The 21,256-nt window shown below is 68.4% G+C and carries 19 protein-coding genes; 9 read left to right on the top strand and 10 right to left on the bottom strand.

The window, feature by feature from the left end:
* Positions 1-20 precede the first annotated feature (20 nt).
* The 3 genes from ACF8ML_RS00795 to ACF8ML_RS00785 all read left to right on the top strand — a co-directional run bounded on the left by ACF8ML_RS00795 (position 21) and on the right by ACF8ML_RS00785 (position 1,802).
* Positions 21-641 (top strand): cytochrome c oxidase assembly protein, encoded by a 621-nt coding sequence (locus tag ACF8ML_RS00795; RefSeq protein WP_016453742.1) that lies wholly within the window; start codon positions 21-23, stop codon positions 639-641.
* Entirely contained in the window at positions 638-850 is a 213-nt protein-coding gene (locus ACF8ML_RS00790; protein WP_016450143.1) for a DUF2970 domain-containing protein, read from the top strand. Before ACF8ML_RS00795 ends, ACF8ML_RS00790 begins: the two co-directional genes overlap by 4 nt.
* Positions 851-920: 70 nt before the next feature.
* On the top strand, positions 921-1,802 hold the full coding sequence (locus ACF8ML_RS00785; RefSeq protein WP_016450144.1) for a cytochrome c oxidase subunit 3: 882 nt from the start codon (positions 921-923) through the stop codon (positions 1,800-1,802).
* A gap of 70 nt (positions 1,803-1,872) precedes the next feature.
* On the opposite strand, the gene ACF8ML_RS00780 is transcribed toward ACF8ML_RS00785, so the two are convergent.
* Positions 1,873-2,115, bottom strand: coding sequence for a twin transmembrane helix small protein (locus ACF8ML_RS00780; protein WP_016450145.1), 243 nt, complete (start codon positions 2,113-2,115; stop codon positions 1,873-1,875).
* Positions 2,116-2,144: 29 nt separating this feature from the next.
* Between ACF8ML_RS00780 and ACF8ML_RS00775 the strand changes: the two genes are divergently transcribed.
* The 5 genes from ACF8ML_RS00775 to ACF8ML_RS00755 all read left to right on the top strand — a co-directional run bounded on the left by ACF8ML_RS00775 (position 2,145) and on the right by ACF8ML_RS00755 (position 8,041).
* Complete coding sequence (locus tag ACF8ML_RS00775; RefSeq protein WP_392406031.1) at positions 2,145-2,918, top strand: SURF1 family protein; 774 nt, start codon at positions 2,145-2,147, stop codon at positions 2,916-2,918.
* Positions 2,905-3,594 carry a transmembrane protein gene (locus ACF8ML_RS00770; protein ID WP_047326130.1) on the top strand — a complete coding sequence of 230 codons (690 nt, stop codon included), beginning with the start codon at positions 2,905-2,907 and terminating at the stop codon, positions 3,592-3,594. The genes ACF8ML_RS00775 and ACF8ML_RS00770 overlap by 14 nt, the downstream gene beginning before the upstream one ends.
* A 208-nt stretch (positions 3,595-3,802) precedes the next feature.
* Positions 3,803-4,417, top strand: coding sequence for an SCO family protein (locus tag ACF8ML_RS00765; protein ID WP_203399923.1), 615 nt, complete (start codon positions 3,803-3,805; stop codon positions 4,415-4,417).
* Positions 4,418-4,577: 160 nt separating this feature from the next.
* Positions 4,578-6,173: a methyl-accepting chemotaxis protein gene (locus tag ACF8ML_RS00760; RefSeq protein ID WP_043791256.1), complete on the top strand. Its 1,596-nt coding sequence runs from the start codon at positions 4,578-4,580 to the stop codon at positions 6,171-6,173.
* A complete protein-coding gene (locus tag ACF8ML_RS00755) occupies positions 6,170-8,041 on the top strand; it encodes a putative bifunctional diguanylate cyclase/phosphodiesterase (RefSeq protein ID WP_392405890.1) in 1,872 nt (623 codons plus the stop codon). Before ACF8ML_RS00760 ends, ACF8ML_RS00755 begins: the two co-directional genes overlap by 4 nt.
* A 69-nt stretch (positions 8,042-8,110) precedes the next feature.
* On the opposite strand, the gene ACF8ML_RS00750 is transcribed toward ACF8ML_RS00755, so the two are convergent.
* The 9 genes from ACF8ML_RS00750 to ACF8ML_RS00710 all read right to left on the bottom strand — a co-directional run bounded on the left by ACF8ML_RS00750 (position 8,111) and on the right by ACF8ML_RS00710 (position 18,907).
* Positions 8,111-8,776 carry a Crp/Fnr family transcriptional regulator gene (locus ACF8ML_RS00750; protein ID WP_047326054.1) on the bottom strand — a complete coding sequence of 222 codons (666 nt, stop codon included), beginning with the start codon at positions 8,774-8,776 and terminating at the stop codon, positions 8,111-8,113.
* Positions 8,777-9,003: 227 nt separating this feature from the next.
* Positions 9,004-9,981 (bottom strand): DUF6999 family protein, encoded by a 978-nt coding sequence (locus ACF8ML_RS00745; protein ID WP_392405888.1) that lies wholly within the window; start codon positions 9,979-9,981, stop codon positions 9,004-9,006.
* A complete protein-coding gene (locus tag ACF8ML_RS00740) occupies positions 9,981-11,942 on the bottom strand; it encodes an iron-containing redox enzyme family protein (protein WP_392405886.1) in 1,962 nt (653 codons plus the stop codon). Before ACF8ML_RS00740 ends, ACF8ML_RS00745 begins: the two co-directional genes overlap by 1 nt.
* Positions 11,943-11,957: 15 nt before the next feature.
* A complete protein-coding gene (locus ACF8ML_RS00735; protein WP_392405885.1) occupies positions 11,958-12,893 on the bottom strand; it encodes a fatty acid desaturase in 936 nt (311 codons plus the stop codon).
* The gene (locus ACF8ML_RS00730; RefSeq protein ID WP_279493206.1) at positions 12,890-13,636 is read right to left on the bottom strand and encodes a sterol desaturase family protein; all 747 of its coding nucleotides are present in this window, start codon (positions 13,634-13,636) and stop codon (positions 12,890-12,892) included. Before ACF8ML_RS00730 ends, ACF8ML_RS00735 begins: the two co-directional genes overlap by 4 nt.
* A gap of 33 nt (positions 13,637-13,669) precedes the next feature.
* Entirely contained in the window at positions 13,670-14,662 is a 993-nt protein-coding gene (locus ACF8ML_RS00725; protein ID WP_047219394.1) for a tripartite tricarboxylate transporter substrate binding protein, read from the bottom strand.
* A 96-nt stretch (positions 14,663-14,758) separates the two neighbouring features.
* A complete protein-coding gene (gene rpoH / locus ACF8ML_RS00720) occupies positions 14,759-15,703 on the bottom strand; it encodes an RNA polymerase sigma factor RpoH (protein ID WP_016450157.1) in 945 nt (314 codons plus the stop codon).
* A 264-nt stretch (positions 15,704-15,967) separates the two neighbouring features.
* A complete protein-coding gene (locus ACF8ML_RS00715; protein WP_016450158.1) occupies positions 15,968-17,035 on the bottom strand; it encodes a 2,3-butanediol dehydrogenase in 1,068 nt (355 codons plus the stop codon).
* A gap of 69 nt (positions 17,036-17,104) precedes the next feature.
* Positions 17,105-18,907, bottom strand: a complete 1,803-nt coding sequence (locus ACF8ML_RS00710) for an NAD(P)/FAD-dependent oxidoreductase (protein WP_392405882.1) — start codon at positions 18,905-18,907, stop codon at positions 17,105-17,107.
* Between the two features lie 320 nt (positions 18,908-19,227).
* Between ACF8ML_RS00710 and ACF8ML_RS00705 the strand changes: the two genes are divergently transcribed.
* Entirely contained in the window at positions 19,228-21,186 is a 1,959-nt protein-coding gene (locus tag ACF8ML_RS00705; protein ID WP_392405881.1) for a sigma-54-dependent Fis family transcriptional regulator, read from the top strand.
* The last annotated feature ends 70 nt before the right edge of the window (positions 21,187-21,256 follow it).

Below are 21,256 nucleotides of genomic sequence, written 5' to 3'. Positions count from 1 at the left end.
AGGCAACAGGAGGGCAATCCGTGAGCGTGCGCAGTGAAAACGCGAAGATGGTGGGCAAGCTGGCCGTGGTGGCGCTGGGCATGTTTGCCTTCGGCTACGTGCTGATCCCCATCTACAAGCACATCTGCGAGCTCACGGGCATCAACATCCTGTCGCTGTCCGAGCGGCAGGTGCCGGGCAACGGCACGGCCGGGCGCGATGTGAAGCTGCCGGCCAACTCGCAGGTGGACAAGAGCCGCACCATCACCGTGGAGTTCGACGCCAATGCGCGCGGGCCCTGGGACTTCAAGCCGGCGCAGCGCTCCATGCAGGTCCATCCGGGCGAGCTGGCCACGGTCATGTACGAATTCCAGAATGTGCAGAACCGCCGCATGGCGGCCCAGGCGATACCGAGCTATGCGCCACGCCAGGCGGCTGCGCATTTCAACAAGCTCGAGTGCTTCTGCTTTTCGCAGTACACGCTGGAGCCAGGGGAAAAGCGCGAGTGGCCGGTGGCCTTCGTGATCGATCCGCGCATCTCCAAGGACGTGACCACGATCACGCTGTCCTATACCTTCTTCGAGGTGGGCGGCAGGACGCCGGCCGCGCCCACGGGCGATGCGCCGGTGGCCGCAGGGCCGAAGCAGGAGCCGGCCTCATGAATGCGCCGCAACCCGGGGACAAGCGCCGCCCGCCCAGCGTGTGGCGCACGGTGCGCGCCGTGGCCTGGTCCCTGTTCGGCGTGCGCAGGGCAAGCGAGTACCAGCAGGACGGGGAGCGCATCACGCCGCTGCATGTGATTGCAGTGGGGCTGGCGGCCATCTTCCTGCTGGTGCTGGGATTGATCGCGCTGGTCAAGCTCGTGGTCTGAGCGGCGCGGCCATCGGGGACAGAGAGTGATCGACGGGAAACACAGAACCAAGAATGTCAGGAGCTGAGCAATGAGTGCAACCACCCACGGCAAAACGCCTTACTACTACGTGCCGGCAGAGTCCAGCCATCCCGTCATGGCGGCGGCGGGGCTGTTCTTCGTGATCCTGGGCGCGGGCAACTGGATCAACGGCCATGAATGGGGCATGTACAGCCTGGGCCTGGGCCTGGTCTGGTGGCTGGCCGTGCTCTTTTTCTGGTTCCGGGAGGCCGCGCATGAAAGCGAGTCCGGCAAGTACGGTCGCAAGATCGACCTGTCCTTCCGCTGGAGCATGAGCTGGTTCATCTTCTCCGAGGTGATGTTCTTCGGCGCCTTCTTCACCGCCCTGTGGTGGGCGCGCTCGCACTCGGTGCCCGCGCTGGGCAGCCTGGACAACGCCTTGCTGTGGCCCGACTTCAAGGCCGTCTGGCCCAGCATGGCAGCGGGTGCCACGGCCTCGCCGGCCAACAGCGTCGAGCCCTTCCAGACCGTGGGCCCGTTCTGGCTGCCCACCATCAACACGGCACTGCTGCTGACTTCGGGCGTGACGCTGACCATTGCCCACCATGCGCTGCAGGCCGGCCACCGCGCCCGCACCATCGCCTTCATGTGGATGACGGTGATCCTGGGCTTCGTCTTCCTGTGCGTGCAGGGCTACGAGTACTACCACCTGTACACGGATCTGAACCTCAAGCTGTCCTCGGGCGTGTTCGGCTCGACCTTCTTCCTGCTCACGGGATTCCACGGCTTCCACGTCTTCGTGGGCATGCTGATGCTGTTCTTCATCACCATGCGCCTGCATGCCGGGCACTTCACGGCCGAGCGGCATTTCGGCTTCGAGGGCGCGGCATGGTACTGGCACTTCGTGGACGTGGTGTGGCTGTTCCTCTACGTGCTGGTCTACTGGATGTAGTCTGTATCCGGCCCCATGCAAAAAGAAGCGCCAGGGCGCTTCTTTTTGTTTGTGGGGGCAGGGGGCTTGTCTATTGCCCGGCGGTCCAGCCGGTGGGATGGATGTAGCCCAGCTTGGCCGCCAGCAGCACGCACAGGAACAGCGCGATGGACAGGCCCACGCGCAGCGCCAGTGCACGGAACATGGCGCGGCTGCGGCGCCTGTCGTCGCCCGCTCCCTGCTGGTCTTCGGGATTGCGGCGCATCATGAAGAACAGGGCGCTGCCCAGACTGGCGACAATGGCCAGCAGGGCGAGAACGATCACGAATTTCATGGGTGGATTATCCGGTGCGTGTTTCCAGAATGCCAGAGCGCTGGCGGTTTGTACTGATCACCTTGGCCGCGCTGATCGGCGTGGCCGTCACGCTGTCCCTGGGCCGCTGGCAGCTGCAGCGCGCGGCCTACAAGCAGGAACTGTTCGACGCCGTGCAGCGCCAGCAGGGCCTGCCGCCGTGGAGCAACGCCCAGCTGGCAGCCGTGCAGCCCGATGCGGTGCCGAACCCCGAGGCCGCGCCCTGGCTGCACCGTCCCGTGCAATTGCAGGGCCACTGGATTGCGGGGCAGACGCTGTACCTGGACAACCGCCAGATGCAGGGCCAGCCGGGCTTCTTCGTGCTCACGCCGCTGCGGCTGGCTGCGCCGCATGAGGACGTGGTGATCGCCGTGCAGCGCGGCTGGGTGCCGCGCAACTTCCTGGACCGCACGGCCCTGCCCGAGGTGCAGACGCCCGAAGGGCTGGTGACCGTCCAGGGGCGCATGGAGGCCACGCCGTCCCGGCTCTACGAATTCGGCCGTGCAGGGGCAGACCCTGATGGGCAAAAGTCGCGCATCCGACAGAATGTGGACATTGCCGAATGGGCCGTGGCCTCCGGGCTGCCGCTGCGCGAATGGAGCCTGCTGCAGACCGGCGAAGCCAGCGAAGGCCTGCGGCGCGACTGGCCCGTTGTGACGGCCGGTGTCGAGAAACACCATGGCTATGCGTTCCAATGGTTTGGACTTGCGGCCCTGATCACGCTTTTGTATGTCTGGTTCCAAATCGTCCGACGCTTTGTCCGCCCGCGCCATGCCCGCTCCTGAGACTCCCCTGGAGATGACTGTCCATGGCCTGCCACCCTTGCAGCCGGGCCTTGCCGGCGCGCAACGCACGCGCAGCGGCCGCTGGAAGATGCTGGCCGTGTTCGCGGTCTGCGCCGCGCCCGTGGTGGCCTCCTATTTCACCTACTACGTGCTGCGGCCTGGTCAGCAGCGCAGCTTTGGCGAGCTGATCGCGGACCAGCCAGCCTTGCCACCGGCCACGGCCACCACGCTGGACGGCGCCCCTGTACCGCTGCAGTCGCTCAAGGGCCAATGGCTGCTGCTGAGCGTGGCGGGCGGGGCTTGCGGCAGCGCCTGCGAAAGCCATCTCTATCTGCAGCGCCAGCTGCGCGAAACCCTGGGCCGCGAAAAGGACCGGCTGGACCGGGTCTGGCTCATCTCCGACGACGCTCCCGTGCCCGCCCACCTGCGCCCCGCGCTGGCCCAGGCCACGGTGCTGCGCGTGCCCGAGGCCGTGCTGCGCGGCTGGCTGCAGCCCGCGCCCGGCCATGCGCTGCAGGACCACCTGTACGTGGTGGACCCGCAGGGTCACTGGATGATGCGCATGCCCGCCGGGCTGGGCATGGCCGACGCCGGCAAGGCCAAGCGCGACCTGGACCGGCTGCTGCGAGCATCGGCCTCGTGGGACACGGCGGGACGCCCCGGCGACGGCGACTGAGGCCTGCGCCAAGGAACCGAGCCGGCAGCCAGGCCGTCTCATGGAGGCAGGCAGGCCCCGCAGCGCCGGGGTCTTGCGGTTATGGGTTATGGTTTGCGGCTGTGCGAAAGCGCCTTCAGCAGACGCTTTCGCCTTTTCCCTTTCCAGCCCGGGCGGCGCGCAGGCTTTGCGGCCACGCAGCCTGCGGCAACTACCTTGTTGAGGAAGCATGAACAAACGGACAGCGCTGCGCTTTCTGGGCGTGACCGCCATGGCATGGGGCGCCCTGGCGCTGAGCGGATGCTCGCGCGAGGCCAAGACCAGTTTCCAGGGCGTCGATGTCACGGGCGCCGAATACGCCAAGGACATTCCCCTGCGCGATGTGGACGGCAAGCGGCGCAGCATCAAGGACTTTGCGGGCAAGGTCGTCGTGGTCTTCTTCGGCTACACGCAATGCCCCGACGTCTGCCCCACCACGCTGCAGGAGCTGGTCGAGGTCAAGCAGCAGCTGGGCGCCGATGGCGACAGGCTGCAGGGCGTCTTCGTCACCCTGGACCCCGAGCGCGACACGCCCGAGGTGCTCAAGGCCTACCTGGGCAACTTCGACCCCGGCTTCGTCGGCCTGCACGGCACGCCCGAGGAGACGGCGGCCGTGGCCAAGGATTTCAAGCTCTTCTACAAGAAGGTGCCCGGCAAGACCGAAGGCACCTACACGCTGGACCATTCGGCCGGCAGCTATGTCTACGACACGGCCGGCCGCCTGCGCGTGTACGAGCGCTACGGCGGCGGCCCGCAGGTGCTGGGCGCCGACGTCAAGGCCCTGCTGCAGGAAAAGCGTTCCTGATCCTGCGCGCGCCGCAGCCAGTGTGACCGCCGTCACATTGGCTGCGTTTAGGCGCGATGCGGCACACCATCCCTGATGTGCATCGCCGCAGGACTGCTTAGAGTGGGCCCCGCCTGGAGCGTCATGCCGACGCCCCGCCCATCTCCAAGAGACCTGATCCATGCGGCGAAACGTGTACGTCACCCAGCGTGAGTACCCTTTGAACGAAGGAGAGACGCTTCTTTCCGTCACCGACCTGAAGGGGCGCATCGTCTATGCCAACGATGCCTTCATCCGCGTCAGCGGCTTCGAGGCCGCCGAGCTCTACGGCAAGGCCCACAGCATCGTGCGCCATCCGGACATGCCGGCCGCCGCCTTTGCCGACATGTGGACCACCATCCAGCGAGGGCTGCCCTGGAGCGCGCTGGTCAAGAACCGGCGCAAGAACGGCGACCACTACTGGGTGCGCGCCAACGCCAGTCCCATACGCCATGCGGGCACCGTGGTCGGCTACCTGTCCGTGCGCACCCGGCCGCAGCCGTGCGAGGTGCAGCAGCATGCGGCGCTCTATGAACAGATCAATGCCGGCGTGCGCTCGCTGGGCCTGCACCGGGGCTTTCCGGTGGGGCGCGGCGCCGCGGGCGCGCTGCAGCGCTGGTGGCGCTTCAGGCCGCTGGCTTGGCGGGCGCAGGCCATGGTGGCGGGACTGTGGCTGCTGGGATCGGCCGGGCTGTGGTTGCCGTCGCTGCAGGCCTGGGCCTCGGCTTTGCCCCTGTCCCTGACGCTGGCCGAGATCTGGCCCGCCTGGCTGATCTGGAGCCTGGCTTGCGTGGCGGCCGGGCAGTGGCTGCGCACCAGGCTGCTCATGCCCCTGGCTGCCCTGCGCGGACAGGCCCAGGCCGTGGCCAGCGGGCAGCAGACGGGGGAACTGTTCACGCAGCGCACGGACGAGATCGGCGCCATCGGCGGCGCCGTGCGGCAGACCGGACTCAACCTGGTCTCCCTGGTGGACGACATCCAGGGCAAGAGCGACCAGGTGCGCCGCTGCGCGCTGGCCGTGCAGCAGGGCAGCACCGAACTGAGCGACCGCACCGAGGCTGCCGCCGCCAGCCTGGAGCAATCGGCCCAGGCCATGCAGGCCCTGGCCTGCGCCATAGAGCGCAGCAGCGCCCAGGCCGGCGAGGCCGCCCGCCGCGCACGGCATGGCGTGGACATGGCCGGGCAGAGCAGCCGCATGGTCGCGCAACTGGACCAGGGCATGCGCGGCGTGGCCCGGACCAGCGACCAGGTCGGGGAGATCAGCTCGCTCATCGACGGCATTGCCTTTCAGACCAATCTGCTGGCGCTCAACGCCGCCGTGGAGGCCGCGCGCGCCGGCGAGCACGGCAAGGGCTTTGCCGTGGTGGCCGACGAGGTGCGCGGCCTGTCCCAGCGCAGCGCCCACGCTGCGCGCCAGATCAAGGCATTGATCGAGGCATCGCAGCAGCAGGTGGCGCAAAGCTGCGCCATGGCGCGCGAAATGGGCGAGGCCATGCTCGCCGTGCAGGCCGACATGCGCGAGCAGCTGCTGCTGGCCGAAGGCATGCAGGCCGCCAGCCAGGCCCAGGCCGGTGGCGTGCAACAGGTACAGGCCGCCGTGCAGCAGCTCGAACAGATGACCCAGCACAACGCCACGCTGGCGCGCGACACCATCGCGCACGCGCAGCAGCTGGCCGGGCAGGCTCAGGCGCTGGAGGCTGCGGCATCGGTCTTCCACGGCAAGGGGCCGTCCGCATGATGGCGTCGGCCTGGAGCGCGCAAGCCGGCCATCTGATCGGGCCGTGCGAGGCGCTGGATGAGGAGCTCAAGCGCGTGGCCATGGAGGCCGCGCCCGACGGCATCGTGCTCGTGGATCGCAAGGGCCGCATCCTGCTGGCCAATCCCGCCATGCAGGCCATGAGCGGCTATGGCGCCTCCGAGCTGCTGGGCCGTCCGCTGCAGATGCTGCTGCCGCCCGAGGCGCAGGCGGCCCACGGGCCGCAACTGCAGTCCTACTTCGCCCAGCCCGCGCGCCGGCCCATGGGCCAGGGGCGGGACCTGTGGCTGCTGCGCAAGGACGGCAAGCGCCTGTCGGTGGACATCGCCCTGGGCCACTCGCCGCACGGCAGCGGCGTGGCCGTGGCCTTTGTGCGCGACCTGTCCCAGCTGCGCCAGATGGAAGCCTGCATGCACTACCACGCCACCCACGACACGCTGACCGGCCTGCTCAACCGCTGGCAGTTCGGGTTGCAGCTGGAGCAGGCGATCTCGCAGGCGCAGGCGCAAGTGGGTTCGGGCTCGGGTTCGGGCTCGGGCACCGGGCCCGCGTCCTTTGCGCTGCTGCTGCTCGACCTCGACAACTTCAAGGCCATCAACGACGGCTATGGCCACGACGTGGGCGACCAGGTGCTCAAGGAAGTGGCTCGCCGCCTGCAGGCCGCGCTGGGCACTTCGGCCACGCTGGCGCGCATGGGCGGTGACGAGTTCACCGCCGTGCTGCATCCCTGCAACGGGCCGGACCTGCGCCGGCGCGTCGACGCGCTGCTGGGCGAGCTGTGCCGGCCCTGCGCCATCGGCCACTACGCGCTGAACTTCGGCGCCAGCGTGGGCGTGGCCTTCTACCCGCAGGACGCGGGCGATGCGGCCACCCTCATGCGCTATGCCGACATGGCCATGTACGACGCCAAGCAGCGCGGCCGTGCCTCCTACGCCTGCTATGCCAGCGCCATGGGCGAGGCCATGGCCGAGAAAGTGCTGCTGCACGAACGCCTCAAGCGCGCCCTGGACCGGGGTCTGCTGAGCCTGCATTTCCAGCCCCAGGTGCAGGTGCTGGGCGGCCAGGTCCAGGGCGTGGAGGCCCTGCTGCGCTGGAACGACGAGCAGATGGGCTGGGTCTCGCCGGAGCGCTTCGTGCCCGTGGCCGAGTCCACGGGCCTGATCCTCGCGCTGGGCGAATGGGTGATCGATGCGGCCTGCCGCCAGGCCGGCGACTGGCTGCGCGCAGGCATGCCGCTGCGCGTGGCGGTCAACCTCTCGGCCCAGCAACTGCGCCAGGCCGACCTGCAGCAGCGCCTCATGGGCAGCCTGGCCCGGCATGGCGTGCCGCCGCACCTGCTGGAGCTGGAGGTCACCGAGTCCGCCGCCATGACCGACCCGCAGCAGGCGCGCGAACTGCTGGGCAGCCTGCTTGCCGCAGGTGTCTGCGTGGTGCTGGACGATTTCGGCACCGGCTACTCCTCGCTGGCCCATCTGCGCGATCTGCCCGTCTCGCGCGTGAAGATAGACCGCACCTTCATCGGCCCCATGCTCGACAGCCCGGCCGACGCCAAGATCGTCAAGGCCGTGATCGCGCTGGCCCGCACCCTGGGCCTGCAGGTGGTTGCCGAAGGCGTGGAAACCGCCGAGCAGCTGCGCCTGCTGCGCATCCTGGACTGCGACGCCTACCAGGGCTGGCTCTTCGCCCGCGCCATGCCGGCGGAGCAGATTCCCGCGCTGATTCACAAGCCCGTGGCGACCTTGCTGGCGCAGCAGGAGGAAGAGGCGCTTGAGCATCAAACTGCGGACTGTTGCGATGGGAAGGGAGCGATGGTGAGCAGGGACGGCGGTTCTGCCAAACCTGGCGCTTGATGTTGCAACAGGTCGGCAAGCCTACCGGTCCGCCCGATCAACCGCCACGCCTCTCGCACCCCGCCTCCTTCACCCCACCTCCTTCACCCCACCCCCACTGATCCTCGACAACACCGCAGGCTGCAGCACGCAATGCCATCGATCCGGCCGCTCCAGCGCGCCCAGTTGCACCAGGCGCACAAGGCTGCGTGCGATGGTTTCGCGCGTGGTGGCCAGCAGGGCGGCCAGTGCACCCTGGCTGGGCAGGCGCACGAGCAGGCTTGACTGCAGCGCGGCCAGTTGCATCAGGGTGGCGGCCAGCTGGCGCAGCACGCCGGGGATGCGGACGATGTGGGCCCATTCCGCCAGCAGGGCGTTGTTGCAGGTGTAGCTGGTGGCCAGCGCGCGCACGAAGGCGGCATCGACCAAGCCGCGGCGCGTGATGGTGGCGATGTCCACGCAGCAGATGCGCCCCGGACCCAGGGCCTCGAAGTGCATGGCCGAGGGCTGCTGCAGCCAGCCCGGGCTGCCCAGCGCGTGGCCGTTGCCGAACAGTGCCACGGGCCGCTGCACGCCGTCGCCGCCACGGCGGATAGCCAGGACGAAACCGAGCTTGATCACCTGGAATTCATGGGCAACGCAGCCTTGCGCCTGGAGCTTCTGGCCCTTGGCCAGGCCGCGTTCGCGGATGTGCGGCAGCCATTGCAGGAAGGCGGGTTCGGGCAGTTGCCCCAGCAGGCAGTGCGACGAACGCATGCATTCGCTGCAGCGTACGGCTGAAGGCGCAAAGGACGACGATGGCATGGCACGGACGGTTCGAAGGCGCCGCAAGCCAGGGCAGGAGGCGCCCTGGCGCTGGCAGGGACCCGGGCGTGCGGCCAGGGCGAAGCCGTGCAGGCTAGCGGGCCCTGCGGCTGAATGCAACGTGATGTAACCGTTTTCGCGCCAGATGGCGTCAATCCACCGCTGTTCCTTGACCTGGGTCAGACGGCTGCCGTGCTGCTGGCGCTGCTGGCATGGTCGGCACCGCTGGCCGTTTCGCTGCCGTGGGCGCGGGCGGCTTCGCGCATGCGTGCCAGCTCGCGTGCGGGCAGGGGGATGTCGCCGCTGGCGACCTTCATCAGCAGGCAGTGCAGCATTTCGGTGGACAGTCCGTGCAGCACCAGGCGGTGGCCGGCGCGCAGGGTGGACAGGGGCACCAGCGGGTGCTTGTTGTTGAGCATGACCAGGTGCTCGGGCGAGGCGAGGATCTTGGCCGCATAGATGGCCACGGTCTCGTCCAGCTGCAGCGAGTTGCTGGCGCGCCAGAAGTCGTTGTCGGTCAGCAGCAGCTGGTAGACGGGCGTGTAGACCTCGATGGCGCTTTGCAGGTCCAGCAGGTTCAGGCGCCCGCGCGGCATGTCCTCCAGGCGCAGGGGCGGGTTGCGCAGCATGGAGAAGTCGGGCTCGACCACGGGCTGCAGTTCCTGGCCTGCGGCGCGCAGCGCGTTGTTCAGGCGGATGACGAAGTTGAACAGGTTCAGGTCGTGCCTGAGGAACAGGTCGTCCCTGATGTCGTCGATGCTGCCTGGCTCCAGCGGTGTGGTGGACACGGGCGTGGGCGCGTTGGCCGCGACAAAGGCCAGGATCTGCGAGCCCAGGTGGAAGTGGCGCAGGATGAGCCAGTTGGCCTCGGGTGAGACGAAGCGGTTCATGCTGAAGGCCAGCAGCCGGTGCAGCAGCCTGGAGTGGGCCCAGTTGCGCGGCAGCAGCACCTTGAGGATCTGGATGAGGACGATGCTGGTGCGCGCCAGCGGCCGCAGGAAGGGCAGCAGGTACTGGCGCGAGCCGCTGCTGCAGTCGCGCAGCCAGGCGGCCTTGACGTCGTCGGGCAGCGGCGTGCTCTGGTCCAGGTACAGGGCACGCCAGGGGCTGGGGTCGCGCTCGTCGTGGGGCTGGTCGATGAAGTCTGGCGGTGGCATCAGTTCTCCTCGGTCAGGACATGCTCGAACTGCATCAGGTACAGCGCCGCCGTGTGGCGCGCGGTGCGCACGATGGCCTGCGCCGCCGTGCCCCCGCTGCCGTCTGTGTCGTCTGTGCCGTCCAGCGCCATCACCATCTGCACGGCCATGAGCCAGCGCTCCAGGTGGTGTTCGTCGTTGGCGCCGTGGTATTCCAGGAAGCGGAAGGCATCGGGCGGCAGCGGCAGGCTGGCGCGCAGCAGCGGCAGCAGGCTGGGCACGATGCGCTGGCCCGTGCCTTCGATGATGTAGATGGCGCCCAGCAGGCCCACGGGATTGGGCGTGGCGGCCAGGCCTTGCAGGTAGGCGTTGAGCGCCTCGCCGCCGGGGTTGCGGCGCAGGCGGGTGAGGTCGGTCTCGGTGCCGCCGGCCTTCAGGTAGTCCTCGTGCAGGATGCGGAAGTCGTTCTGCTCCTCGCCCGCATGCACGTCGATCAGCGCAGCCAGCGCCGCATGTTCGCCGGTCAGCGAGGCCGCGCCCTCGCGCATCCACAGGCTGCCCTCGCGCACCTGGGGAACCCAGTGGCTCATCCAGCGCACGTAGTCCGCCGTCTGCAGCCTGCCTGTGCGTATGCGCTGCAGCAGCGGCGTGCGCCACACGCGCGAGCGGTAGTCCTGCCAGAGGCTGGCCAGTTCGGTCAGCAGCGGCGCGAGCGTGGCCGGGGCCTGGTTCGGGTCGTGGGGCGGGGCGATGGTGGAGACATCGGGCAGCAGGTCCGGGGCAGCGGGAGCTTCGGCGGTGGCACTGCGCGCTGTGGCCTTGGCCGGGGTGGCGGCGGGAGCCTGGGCCGCATCCTCCACTTCCAGCAGCATGTAGCCGGCCGTGAAGCGGCCCGATTCGGGAATGAAGCACAGCACGGTGTCGCCGTGCTTCAGGCGTGCCGATTCCGTGCGCAGGAACTCGGACAGCATCACGAAGATGGAGGCCGCGCCCGTGTTGCCGCGCCAGGCCAGGTTGCTCCACCAGCGTTCGCGCGGGATGCCGAGCTGGGCCTTTCCCAGCAACTCGTCCACCACGGGGATGAAGCGCTCCGACGAGTAGTGGCACAGGAAGTGGTCTATGCCGCGCCCGGGCACCCAGCCCGTGTGCGCCAGGTGGGCGTATTCGTGGATGCAGACATCGAACAGGTGCGGCAGCAGGCGGATGTCCTGGCGCAGCGACAGCGCGCCTGCGGCCTCGGCCTCGCCCCAGGCGGCAAAGTCCAGGTGGCTGGTGGCGCGGTCGGGCGTCAGGCCCAGCTGCATGCAGACCGGGTAGTCGCCCGCAAAGCTGCGCAGGTGCGTCCAGCGCAGCTTCAGGCGCAGGCCGGGCGCGTCGGGCAGGGCCTGCGGGCCGCCCAGCAGCACGGCGCCTGCGCCATCGGACAGCATCCAGCGCAGGAAGTGGGCGTCGAAATCCGTGTTGTATCCCTGTGCCGCGAAGCGCGAGCGCTTGAACAGGCGCGAGGGCATTTCGCTGGCCACGGCCAGGGCCAGCGAGTCGGGCGCGCGGTCCACGGCCTGGGCCGCCGCCTGCAGCGCGCCCACGCTGGCGGCGCAGACGCCGTGCACGGACAGGGTCTCCATGGGCGGCGCGGCCATCTCTCCCTGGATCATGCTGGCAAAGCCGGGCATGAGCGCATCGCCGCCCGAGGAACCGCTGGCCAGGAAGCCCACATCGCCCAGCGCGCGCCCGGCCTGCGCCAGGCAGTCCTGGATGGCCTGGGCGGCCATGGCCGTGTTGCTGTGCACGGTGCGGCCTTCGGCGTCGATGGCGTAGTGGCGCTGGACAATGCCGTTCTCGGCCAGGATGCGGCGCTTGAGGCGCTCGGACAGGCGGTTGAGCGGCGCCACGTAGGCATCCATGCCTGCGTTGTCCACGGGTTCACCGGGCAGGAACATGCCTGCGGCATGCAGATAGACGTTGGAATAGGCGACGGGCATGGGTTCAGGGTCGTATCAGTCGTATGTTCCGGGAGGCATTTGCGCACGCGTGCGCGCCGGCGGCCAGATCGTGCCCAGCACGAAGACGCGGGCCATGTAGGGTAGCAGTCCGCCCTCGTTGAGCGCGGGGGCCACGCGCTGGCGGTAGTGCTCGCTGTGCAGGCGCGTGAGCTCGGACCAGTGGGCCTGGGGCCGCTCGTGGTGGGCCGTGTGCAGGCCGATGTTGAACAGCAGCGGATTGACCCAGCCCTCGAAATTGCGCGCGTAGTTCAGTGGCGTGGCGCTGTCCAGCCGCTGGCCGCGCGTCAGCGGCCGGCCATCGGCATGGGCGTGCTGCAGGTAGTTGGTGGCCAGCAGCCAGTGCAGGCCATGCAGCTGGGGAACGATCACCAGCAGCAAGGCCTTTTGCCAATCCAGCGACAGCAGCAGCGCCCAGCTGCCCAGCCACAACAGGTACTGGCCCATGCAGTAGCGAAAGGCGCCGGGCCAATGCCGCCGCAGCTGGCCCAGCCAGCGCAGGAACAGCGGGTACAGCACCCAGCCGGCCTGCAGCGGGTGGAGCAGGTAGCCCAGCAGATGGTTGTGGTCGCCGCCGAAGCGGTAGGTGCGTGCCATGTCGTGCGGGCCGTGGCGGAAGCGGTGGTGGTTGGCCACATGGGCGGGCCAGAACACAAAGGTCGGGTGGCCTTGCAGCAGGGTCAGCCAGTAGTCGGTGAAGCGGTTGGCCCAGCGCCCGCGCCACATGCGCAAATGCGTGTGGTTGTGGTGGATGACGCCCACGCCCAGCGTGAGGAACAGCTCGATCCCGTAGAGCCACAGGTTCCAGCCGTGCTGCCACTGCCACCACACGATCAACGGCAGCGCCACCAGATAGGCCAGCGACTGCAGGTCGCGCCCGTGGCGCAGCCGGGGCAGCCGTGGCTGGACGTGGCGAGCAGGCGGTCGGCTCATTCCGTCCTGGGCCGGGCCGTGGCGGGCAGGGCCACGCGCGTGCGCATCAGCCGGTCCATGAAGGCCAGCGCAAAGCCATAGTTGCCGTTGGGCCGGGCATGGTGCAGGTGGTGGCGCCGGCTGGCGGCCAGCGCATGCGTGTCGGACACCCCGGGAAAGAAGTCGTAGTTGGAGTGGCCTATGACGTTCAGCAGCAGGCTGAGCACGGGCACCGAGGCCAGCGACCAGAAACTGAAGTCGTGCACCACCATGGGCAGCAGGATGACGTTGCCCAGCATCAGCGCCTCGATGGGATGGAAGCTGTAGGTGGACCACGGCGTGGTGACGATGGAGCGGTGGTGGTCGCCATGAAAGCGCCCCAGCAGCCGCGTGTGCAGCAGGCGGTGGTTGATCCAGAAATGCACATCGTTCCAGATCAGCAGCACCACGACTTCGATGGCAATGCGCCAGGGGCCTGCATCGGGCTCCAGCCGCGCCCATCCCAATTGCAGAAGGCCCCAGGGCACGATCATGCCGATGCCGAAGATCAGCACCGAATGCAGCGACTGGCGCCATTCGCGCTGCAACTGGTCGGGCTTGAGCGGGCGCGTGTCCAGCACGCGGCCCACGCCGCGCCGCTGCAGCCAGCGCGTGAGCGCCGTCATGCCCCAGCCACCGGCCAGGTAGAGCACGCCAAAGAAGGCCAGGCCCCAGGCCATGACCTGCCAGGCGTTGAGTTCGGTAAAGGCTTGGGCTGCGGTCATGGGGGTGTCAAAGAGGGCGCGTCACTGGGCGCATCATTGTGCGCGTATGCCCTGTTCGCGGATGATGCGGCCCAGCGTCGCCACGTCCTGGCGCATGCGCAGGGCCAGGCCTTCGGGCGAGCTGCCCACGGCCTGCCAGCCCTGGGCGGCCAGGCGCGCGCGCATCTCGGGCGAGCGCACGATCTCGCTCACGGCCTCGGCCAGCTTGTGCACATGGGCGGCGGGCATGGCCTTGGGCGCGGCCACGGCGTTCCAGATCTCCAGGTCGAAATCGCCCACGCCCAGCTCCTTGAGGCTGGGCAGGCCCGGCGCCAGCGGGCTGCGCGCGGCCGAGGTCACGGCCACGCCGCGCAGCTTGCCGGCCTGGACCTGGGCCATGGCCAGCGCGGGCGGCAGCATGGACAGCTGCAGGTCGCCGCCCTGGATGGCGTTGAACACCTGCGGGTAGCCGGGATAGGGAATGTGCTCGGGCCTGAGCGCGGAGCGGCTCTTGAGCAGCTCCATGCCCAGGTGGCCCACGGTGCCCACGCCGGGCGAGCCGTAGCTCCAGCGGCTGCCGGCCTGGGCAGCGGCCTCCAGGAAGGCCCGACCCTCGGGCGCGCCGGCCGGCGCCACCAGCACCAGGGGCGCCACGCCGATCAGGCTGACGGGCTGCAGGTCCTTGACGGGGTCGTAGCGCACGGCGGGGTTGAGCAGGCGGGCAATCGTCAGGTTGCCGTTGATCATCACGCTGAAGGTATGGCCATCGCGCGCACGGGCCACCTGCTCGCCTGCAATGTTGCCGCCTGCTCCCACCTTGTTCTCGACGATGACGGGCTGGCCCAGACGCTTTTCCAGCGGCTCGGCCAGGGCGCGCGCCGTGAGGTCGGGGGAGGAGCCCGCGGGAAAGCCCACGATCAGATGCAGGGGCCTGCTGGGCCACTGGTCGCCCGCCACGGCGGCGCAAGGCAGCAGGGCCGAAGCCAGGGCGGTGGCCAAGGCATTGGCGAAGAGGCGGCGTAGTGGCGAGATGGCGCTGGCGGGCATGGGTGCGTGGGGGCCGCAAAGGCTGCGGGCAATAAAAAACCCGGAGATTATCCGGGTTTGTCTTGAAGCGGCCTGTCAGCCCAGGCCGTCAGGCCATCAGGCGAACTCTGCCAGGGCCTTCTTCATCTTCTTCATGGCAGCCACCTCGATCTGGCGAATGCGCTCGGCGCTCACGCCATACACGGCGGCCAGTTCATGCAGCGTCATGCCGCCCGAGCCGTCATCGTTGACCTTGAGCCAGCGCTCCTCGACGATGCGGCGGCTGCGGTCGTCCAGCGAATCCAGCGCCATGGCAATGCCGTCGGTGGCCAGATGGTCACGCTGGCGCGACTCGATCATGGCCGTGGGCTCATGTGCGCCGTCGGCAAGATAGGCGATGGGGCCGAAGGCCTGCTCGCCATCATCGCTGGGCGAGGGGTCCAGCAGCACGTCGCCACCGGCCAGGCGCGTTTCCATCTCCATGACTTCTTCGCGCTTGACGTTGAGCTTCTCGGCCATGGCGTCGATCTCGCCGGAGGTCAGCGTGTCGCGCAGCATGGCGCCGTCCTCGGCCATGGCGGCGTCGGACTTCAGGCCCTGCTTCATGGAGCGCAGGTTGAAGAACAGCTTGCGCTGGGCCTTGGTCGTGGCGACCTTGACCATGCGCCAGTTCTTGAGGATGTACTCGTGGATCTCGGCCTTGATCCAGTGCATGGCGTAGCTCACCAGGCGCACGTTCTGATCGGGATCGAAGCGCTTGACGGCCTTCATCAGGCCGACATTGCCTTCCTGGATCAGGTCGCCGTGGGGCAGGCCGTAACCCAGGTACTGGCGCGAGATGGACACCACCAGGCGCAGGTGGGACATCACCAGACGCCCTGCGGCGTCCAGGTCACTGTGTTCTTTGAGCTTGCGGGCGTAGTCCTGCTCTTCCTCGAGGGTGAGCATGGGCAGGCGGTTGACCGCGGAAATGTAGGCATCCAGATTGCCCAGAGGCGGCACCAGGGCCCAGGGGTTAGCGGGCGCCAAGGTGGTCGCAATGGAGCCGGAGGCGTTTGTCATTGCAGAGTTCCTTTCTTCCATTCCTTCATATTAGCACTCGTTAGGATTGAGTGCTAAAGCCGAAGTTCCGCGGGTTTTTCAGTCGGTTGCAGAAATCTTCGGCACTGCAAAAGTCGCTTCTGGCTAGTCTGAGCGATTTTTGGAAACCCTGCTTGCCGGCGGGAGGCATGTGTCGGCCCCCGCCGGGTTTTGACCCCTTTGCGCCTGGCTCCGCCGGCGACCGGCACGAAAGATGCAGGTTCGTGCAGTCGCGGTGCCCAGCGGCTATTTGAACCGTGGCTGCACGATGATCTTCACCGCCGACTCGTTGTTGTGGATCAGCGTGTCAAAGCCCTGGGCCACCAGGTCATCGAGCTGGATGCGCTGGGTGATGAAGGGCTCGAGGTTGATCTTGCCCTCCTCGACCAGCTTGATGGTTTCCTGGTGGTCGTTGCAGTAGGCGATGGTGCCGCGCACGTCCAGCTCCTTCATGACCACGCTGTGCACGTTGATGGTGGCCGGATGGCTCCAGATGGACACGATCACCACCACGCCCGTGGCCTTCGTCGCGGCCACCAGCGTGTCCAGCACCTTGTTCACGCTGGTGCATTCGAACGACACATCCACGCCCTTGCCGCCGGTGAGCTTCATCACCTCGGCCACCACGTCCACCTCGGAGGGGTCCAGGATGTGATCGGCCACGCCCGATTCACGCGCCTTTTGCTTGCGCTTGGCACTGAGCTCGGTGATGACGACGGTCAGGCCCTTGGCCTTGAGGATGGCCGACAGCAGCAGGCCGATGGGGCCGGCGCCGCCCACCAGTGCCACATCGCCGGCCTTCGCTCCGCTGCGGGTGTAGGCATGGTGGCCCACGGACAGCGGCTCGATCAGCGCGGCCTGGTCCAGTGGAATGGCATCGGAGATGGGATGCACCCAGCGGCGCTTGACGGCAATCCGCTCGGACAGCCCGCCACCGCGCCCGCCCAGGCCGATGAAGTTCATGTCCTTGGACAGGTGGTAGTTGTCGCCCGGCCCCGTGGGCACATCGTCGGCCACGATGTAGGGCTCCACCACCACATGCTGGCCGACCTGGATATCGTCCACCCCTGCGCCCACGGCGTACACCACGCCCGAGAACTCATGCCCCATGGTGATGGGTGCGGACTCGCCCGAGATGGGATGCGGGTGGCCGCAGGGCGGGATGAAGATCGGCCCTTCCATGAACTCATGCAGATCCGTGCCGCAGATGCCGCACCAGGCCACTTCGATGCCCACGGTGCCGGGCTCCACCACGGGTTCGGGGATGTCCTCGATGCGGATGTCGCCCCGGTCGTGGAAACGTGCTGCTTTCATGATTGAACTTTCTGTTTTGCAAGGCTGGGTTGGCGGGCGGCACAGCCGCCCCATGGCGATTATTCGGCCTTACCGCAGGTGATGAACTTGCTGCAGGTCATAGACACGCACCGGCAGGCCTTCCTGCCGCGCCTTGAGCTGCAGCGCCAGGTACAGCGAGTAGTGGCGCGACTGGTGCAGGTTGCCGCCGTGGAACCACAGCGCCTCTTGCTGCGTGGGCTTCCACATGTTGCGCTGCTCGCCCTCCCACGGTCCCGGGTCCTTGGTGGTGTCCGAGCCCAGGCCCCAGACCTTGCCCACCTTGTCCGCCACCTCCTGGCTGATCAGGTCGGCCACCCAGCCGTTCATGGAGCCATAGCCGGTCGCGTAGACCACCAGGTCCGCCGGCAGCTCGGTGCCATCGGCCAGCACCACCGCGTTTTCCGACAGGTGGCTGATCTGCTTGCCCGCCTGCAGCTTGATGCTGCCGTCGATCACCAGATCGCAGGCCCCCACGTCGATGTAGTAGCCCGAGGCGCGGCGCAGGTACTTCATGAAAAGGCCCGAGTCGTCATCCCCGAAGTCCAGCATGAAGCCGGTCGCCTCCAGCTGGCGGTAGAACTGAGCGTCGCGCTCGCGGATGCGGTTGTACACCGGCACCTGGAAGTCGGCCATGATGCGGTAGGGCAGCGAGGCAAAGATCAGGTCCGCCTTCCTGGTCGTCACGCCGCTGGCCACGGCGCGCTCCGAGTACAGGTCGCCCAGGCCGATGTCCATCAGCGAATCGGAGCGCACGATATGCGTGGACGAGCGCTGCACCATGGTCACATCGGCGCCGTGCTCCCACAGGGCCGCGCAGATGTCGTGGGCGGAATTGTTGGCGCCGATCACCACCACCTTCTTGCCCGCGTAGGCGTCCGGGCCATGGTGCTGGGACGAGTGCTGCTGCTCGCCCTTGAAGATGTCCTGGCCCTTGATCTTGGGCACATTCGCCTTGCCCGACATGCCGGTGGCGAACACCACATGCCTGGGGCGCAGCACCTGCGTCTCGCCATTGCGCTCCACGGTGACTTCCCATTCCTGCCGGCCCTCATCGAAGCGGGCGTTCAGGCAGTTGGTGGACGGCCAGTAGTTGACCTCCATCACCTTGGTGTACATCTCCAGCCAGTCGCCGATCTTGTCCTTGGGCGCGAACACGGGCCAGTTGTCCGGGAAAGGCATGTACGGCAGGTGGTCGTACCAGACCGGGTCGTGCAGGCACAGCGATTTATAGCGGTTGCGCCACTGGTCGCCGGGGCGCGCCTGGCGGTCGATGACGATGTGCGATACCCCCAGCTGGCGCAGCCGCGCGCCCAGCGCAATGCCGCCCTGGCCGCCGCCGATGACGAGCACGAAAGGCTGCCTGTCGCGGCCCAGCTCCTGCGCCTCCTGCTGGCGGCGCTCCAGCCAGGTCTGGCGGCCACGCCGGATGCCGTGCTCGGCCCCCATCGGGCGGCGCGTGCCCATGGGTTCCTCATGGCCCTTGAGCTCCTGGGCGGCCGTCAGCAGCGTCCAGATGCGCCCGTCCCTGATGCGGACATGGCCGCCGCCGCGCGCATGGCGCGTGTCGATCACGATCCAGGCGGACACCACGCCATCGGCCTCCTCCACCGTCTCGCGCTCGTCCAGCGAAAAGCGCACGGGCGCAGCGGCGTCCAGCTGCGCAGCCAGCATGTCGGCGATCTGGCTGCGCCCTTCTATGGTCTTGATGTTCCAGGTCAGCAGCACCAGGTCGCGCCAGTAGCATTCGTCGGCGAACAGGCGGCTGGCGGCCGCGAAGTCGCGGTCTCCCAGGGCATGGTTGAGTTGGTCAAGCATCGCCTTGGCGCGGGCGTTGGGCGTCGTATCGGTCATGGTTGTCTCCTTGATGCGGTCATGCCCGCTGGTTTTTCTTCGGGCAGGCGCTCTTACGCAATCACCATGCCAGGCAGGCCCGGCGGCAGGATGCGCCAGGCAAATCAAGGGGTTGCCTGCGCGCCTCCGGTACAAACCCTGCGCCTTGCACCCCGCTGCCCGGCGTTGCCGCCCGCGACAGGTGGGGCAGCCCTGCGACACCTGTCGCACCAGGCGTGCTGCAGCGCAGCAGGGGCAGTGGGTAAGTCTTGATTGGCGCCGCGCCGCACAGGGCACAGAATCGTCTGCGGCACGTTCAAAGCCCGCATCGACTCCACGCCATGCCCCTGCAGTCCTACGCCTCGCACATCCAGGAAATCGAAGCCTTCGGCCTGGGCTACTCCCACCGCGGGCAGGAGCGCGACCGCGCCGTGCTGCGCAGCTGGCGCCGCTGCATCGACTCCCACCGGCTCGACCCGGCGCATACCAGCGAAGCCCACATCGTCACCGAAGGCCAGCTGCGCGCGCACCGCGAGGAGTCCGAGCCGCTGATCCACATCGCCCGCCATGCGCTGGAGCGGCTGTACCAGCAGCTCAAGGGACTGGACTACGTGCTGCTGCTGGCGGACCGGCATGGCGTGGCCGTGGACTTTCTGGGGCATGAGGCCGACAAGGGCGACCTGCGCCGCGCGGGCCTGTATCTGGGCGCGCAATGGCGCGAGGACCACTCGGGCACCTCGGCCGTGGGTGCCTGCCTTGAGACGGGCGAGGCGCTGACGGTGCACCAGAGCGACCATTTCGACTTCACCCACACCGGCCTGTCCTGCACGGCCGCGCCCATCTACGACATGCGCGGCGAACTCGCGGCGGTGCTGGACCTGTCGCTGCTGCGCTCACCTGCCGAGCGGGCCAGCCAGAACCTGGCGCTCAACCTCGTCATGGCCGCGGCGCGGCGCGTGGAGCAGGCCAACCTGATGGCGCAGTCCGGCCAGGACTGGGTGGTGCGCCTGGCCCAGTCGCCCGATTTCCTCGACGTCGATCCCGACGCCTCCATCAGCGTCGATGCACGTGGCCGCATCCGCGCCATGACCCACGCGGGCGCGCGGCTGTTGGCAGCGGCCGCGCAACTGGACTGGCGCCAGCGCAAGAGCCTCATCGGCCAGCCGCTGGAGCGCTTCTTCGACGTGGACCTGCGCCACCTGTCCGAGCTGCGCCGCAATCGCCCGGCGCAGGAGCGCATCATCCGCGCCCGCGACGGCAGCATCCTCTTCGCCCATGCCATGGAGCCGCAGCGCCGGACACGCCGCCTGCAAGCGCAGGCAAGGCCGGCGCAGCCCCCGCTGCCTGCTGCGCTGCAGGCGCTGGACACGGGTGATGCCGCACTGCAGACGCTGCTGCGCAAGGCCGCGCGGCTCGCACCGCAAGAGCTGCCCGTGCTGGTGCAGGGAGAGACCGGCGCGGGCAAGGAATACCTGGCCCGCGGGCTGCATGCATCCAGCGGCCGCAGCGGCGCCTTCATTGCCATCAACTGCGCAGCCATTCCCGAGGCACTGTTGGAGAGCGAGCTGTTCGGCTACCTGCCCGGCACCTGGACCGGCGGCGCCAGCAAGGGCCGCGAAGGGCTGATTGCTGCGGCACACGAGGGCACGCTGTTCCTTGACGAGATCGGCGATATGCCCCTGGCCCTGCAGGCCAAGCTGCTGCGGGTGCTGTCCGAATCCGAAATCACTCCCTTGGGGGCGCGCGCGCCACGGGCGGTGGCGGTGCGCTTCATCTCGGCCTCGCACCAACCGCTGGCCGAGCTGGTGCGGCGTGGCAGCTTCCGGGAAGACCTGCTGTACCGCCTCAACGCGGCCGAGCTTCGCCTGCCTGCGCTGCGCCAGCGCAGCGACCTGCAGACCATTGCCGACCAGATGCTGGCCACCCTGGGCAGCCACCTGCACCTGGGCGACGCAGCCCGCGCCGTGCTGGCCGCGCACGCCTGGCCCGGCAACCTGCGCGAGCTGCACAACGCGCTGCGCTACGCCGCAGCCCTGTGCGGCCACGATGGCGACGGCACCATCGAGCCCGACCACCTGCCTGACCACCTGCACGATGTGCTGCACCGCGCACCAGCGCGCACCGCCTTGGCTGGCAATGCCGGCGAGCCCGCCGCACAGGCGCTGGAACAGCTGCTTGCGCAATGCCAGGGCAATGTCTCCGAGGCGGCGCGCCAGCTCGGCGTCAGCCGCTCCACCATCCACCGGCGAATCCAGCAGCTGCAGCTGGGCGTGCGGCATGCCCATTGGCGCGGGACATAGCACGGCCTTCGCCCCAGGGCCCATGCGATGTCCATGGCGGCTGGCCGCGGCGATCGGCCCGTCGGTCGCA

The organism is Delftia sp. WSY_10 (assembly GCF_043104705.1).
GTDB classification, from domain to species: Bacteria; Pseudomonadota; Gammaproteobacteria; order Burkholderiales; family Burkholderiaceae_C; genus Comamonas; species Comamonas tsuruhatensis.
The sequence above is the reverse complement of the archived record's forward strand: the minus strand, read 5'-3'. Positions and strand labels throughout refer to the sequence as shown.

Excerpts from the sequence above, each read along its gene's own strand:
- ACF8ML_RS00785 (WP_016450144.1), top strand. The coding sequence starts at position 921 with ATGAGTGCAACCACCCACGGCAAAACGCCTTACTACTACGTGCCGGCA.
- ACF8ML_RS00750 (WP_047326054.1), bottom strand. The coding sequence starts at position 8,776 with ATGCGTTCGTCGCACTGCCTGCTGGGGCAACTGCCCGAACCCGCCTTC.
- ACF8ML_RS00790 (WP_016450143.1), top strand. The coding sequence starts at position 638 with ATGAATGCGCCGCAACCCGGGGACAAGCGCCGCCCGCCCAGCGTGTGG.
- ACF8ML_RS00760 (WP_043791256.1), top strand. The coding sequence starts at position 4,578 with ATGCGGCGAAACGTGTACGTCACCCAGCGTGAGTACCCTTTGAACGAA.
- ACF8ML_RS00775 (WP_392406031.1), top strand. The coding sequence starts at position 2,145 with ATGCCAGAGCGCTGGCGGTTTGTACTGATCACCTTGGCCGCGCTGATC.
- ACF8ML_RS00705 (WP_392405881.1), top strand. The coding sequence starts at position 19,228 with ATGCCCCTGCAGTCCTACGCCTCGCACATCCAGGAAATCGAAGCCTTC.
- ACF8ML_RS00765 (WP_203399923.1), top strand. The coding sequence starts at position 3,803 with ATGAACAAACGGACAGCGCTGCGCTTTCTGGGCGTGACCGCCATGGCA.
- ACF8ML_RS00735 (WP_392405885.1), bottom strand. The coding sequence starts at position 12,893 with ATGAGCCGACCGCCTGCTCGCCACGTCCAGCCACGGCTGCCCCGGCTG.
- ACF8ML_RS00715 (WP_016450158.1), bottom strand. The coding sequence starts at position 17,035 with ATGAAAGCAGCACGTTTCCACGACCGGGGCGACATCCGCATCGAGGAC.
- ACF8ML_RS00710 (WP_392405882.1), bottom strand. The coding sequence starts at position 18,907 with ATGACCGATACGACGCCCAACGCCCGCGCCAAGGCGATGCTTGACCAA.
- ACF8ML_RS00770 (WP_047326130.1), top strand. The coding sequence starts at position 2,905 with ATGCCCGCTCCTGAGACTCCCCTGGAGATGACTGTCCATGGCCTGCCA.
- ACF8ML_RS00755 (WP_392405890.1), top strand. The coding sequence starts at position 6,170 with ATGATGGCGTCGGCCTGGAGCGCGCAAGCCGGCCATCTGATCGGGCCG.
- ACF8ML_RS00740 (WP_392405886.1), bottom strand. The coding sequence starts at position 11,942 with ATGCCCGTCGCCTATTCCAACGTCTATCTGCATGCCGCAGGCATGTTC.
- ACF8ML_RS00745 (WP_392405888.1), bottom strand. The coding sequence starts at position 9,981 with ATGCCACCGCCAGACTTCATCGACCAGCCCCACGACGAGCGCGACCCC.
- ACF8ML_RS00725 (WP_047219394.1), bottom strand. The coding sequence starts at position 14,662 with ATGCCCGCCAGCGCCATCTCGCCACTACGCCGCCTCTTCGCCAATGCC.
- rpoH (WP_016450157.1), bottom strand. The coding sequence starts at position 15,703 with ATGACAAACGCCTCCGGCTCCATTGCGACCACCTTGGCGCCCGCTAAC.
- ACF8ML_RS00730 (WP_279493206.1), bottom strand. The coding sequence starts at position 13,636 with ATGACCGCAGCCCAAGCCTTTACCGAACTCAACGCCTGGCAGGTCATG.
- ACF8ML_RS00780 (WP_016450145.1), bottom strand. The coding sequence starts at position 2,115 with ATGAAATTCGTGATCGTTCTCGCCCTGCTGGCCATTGTCGCCAGTCTG.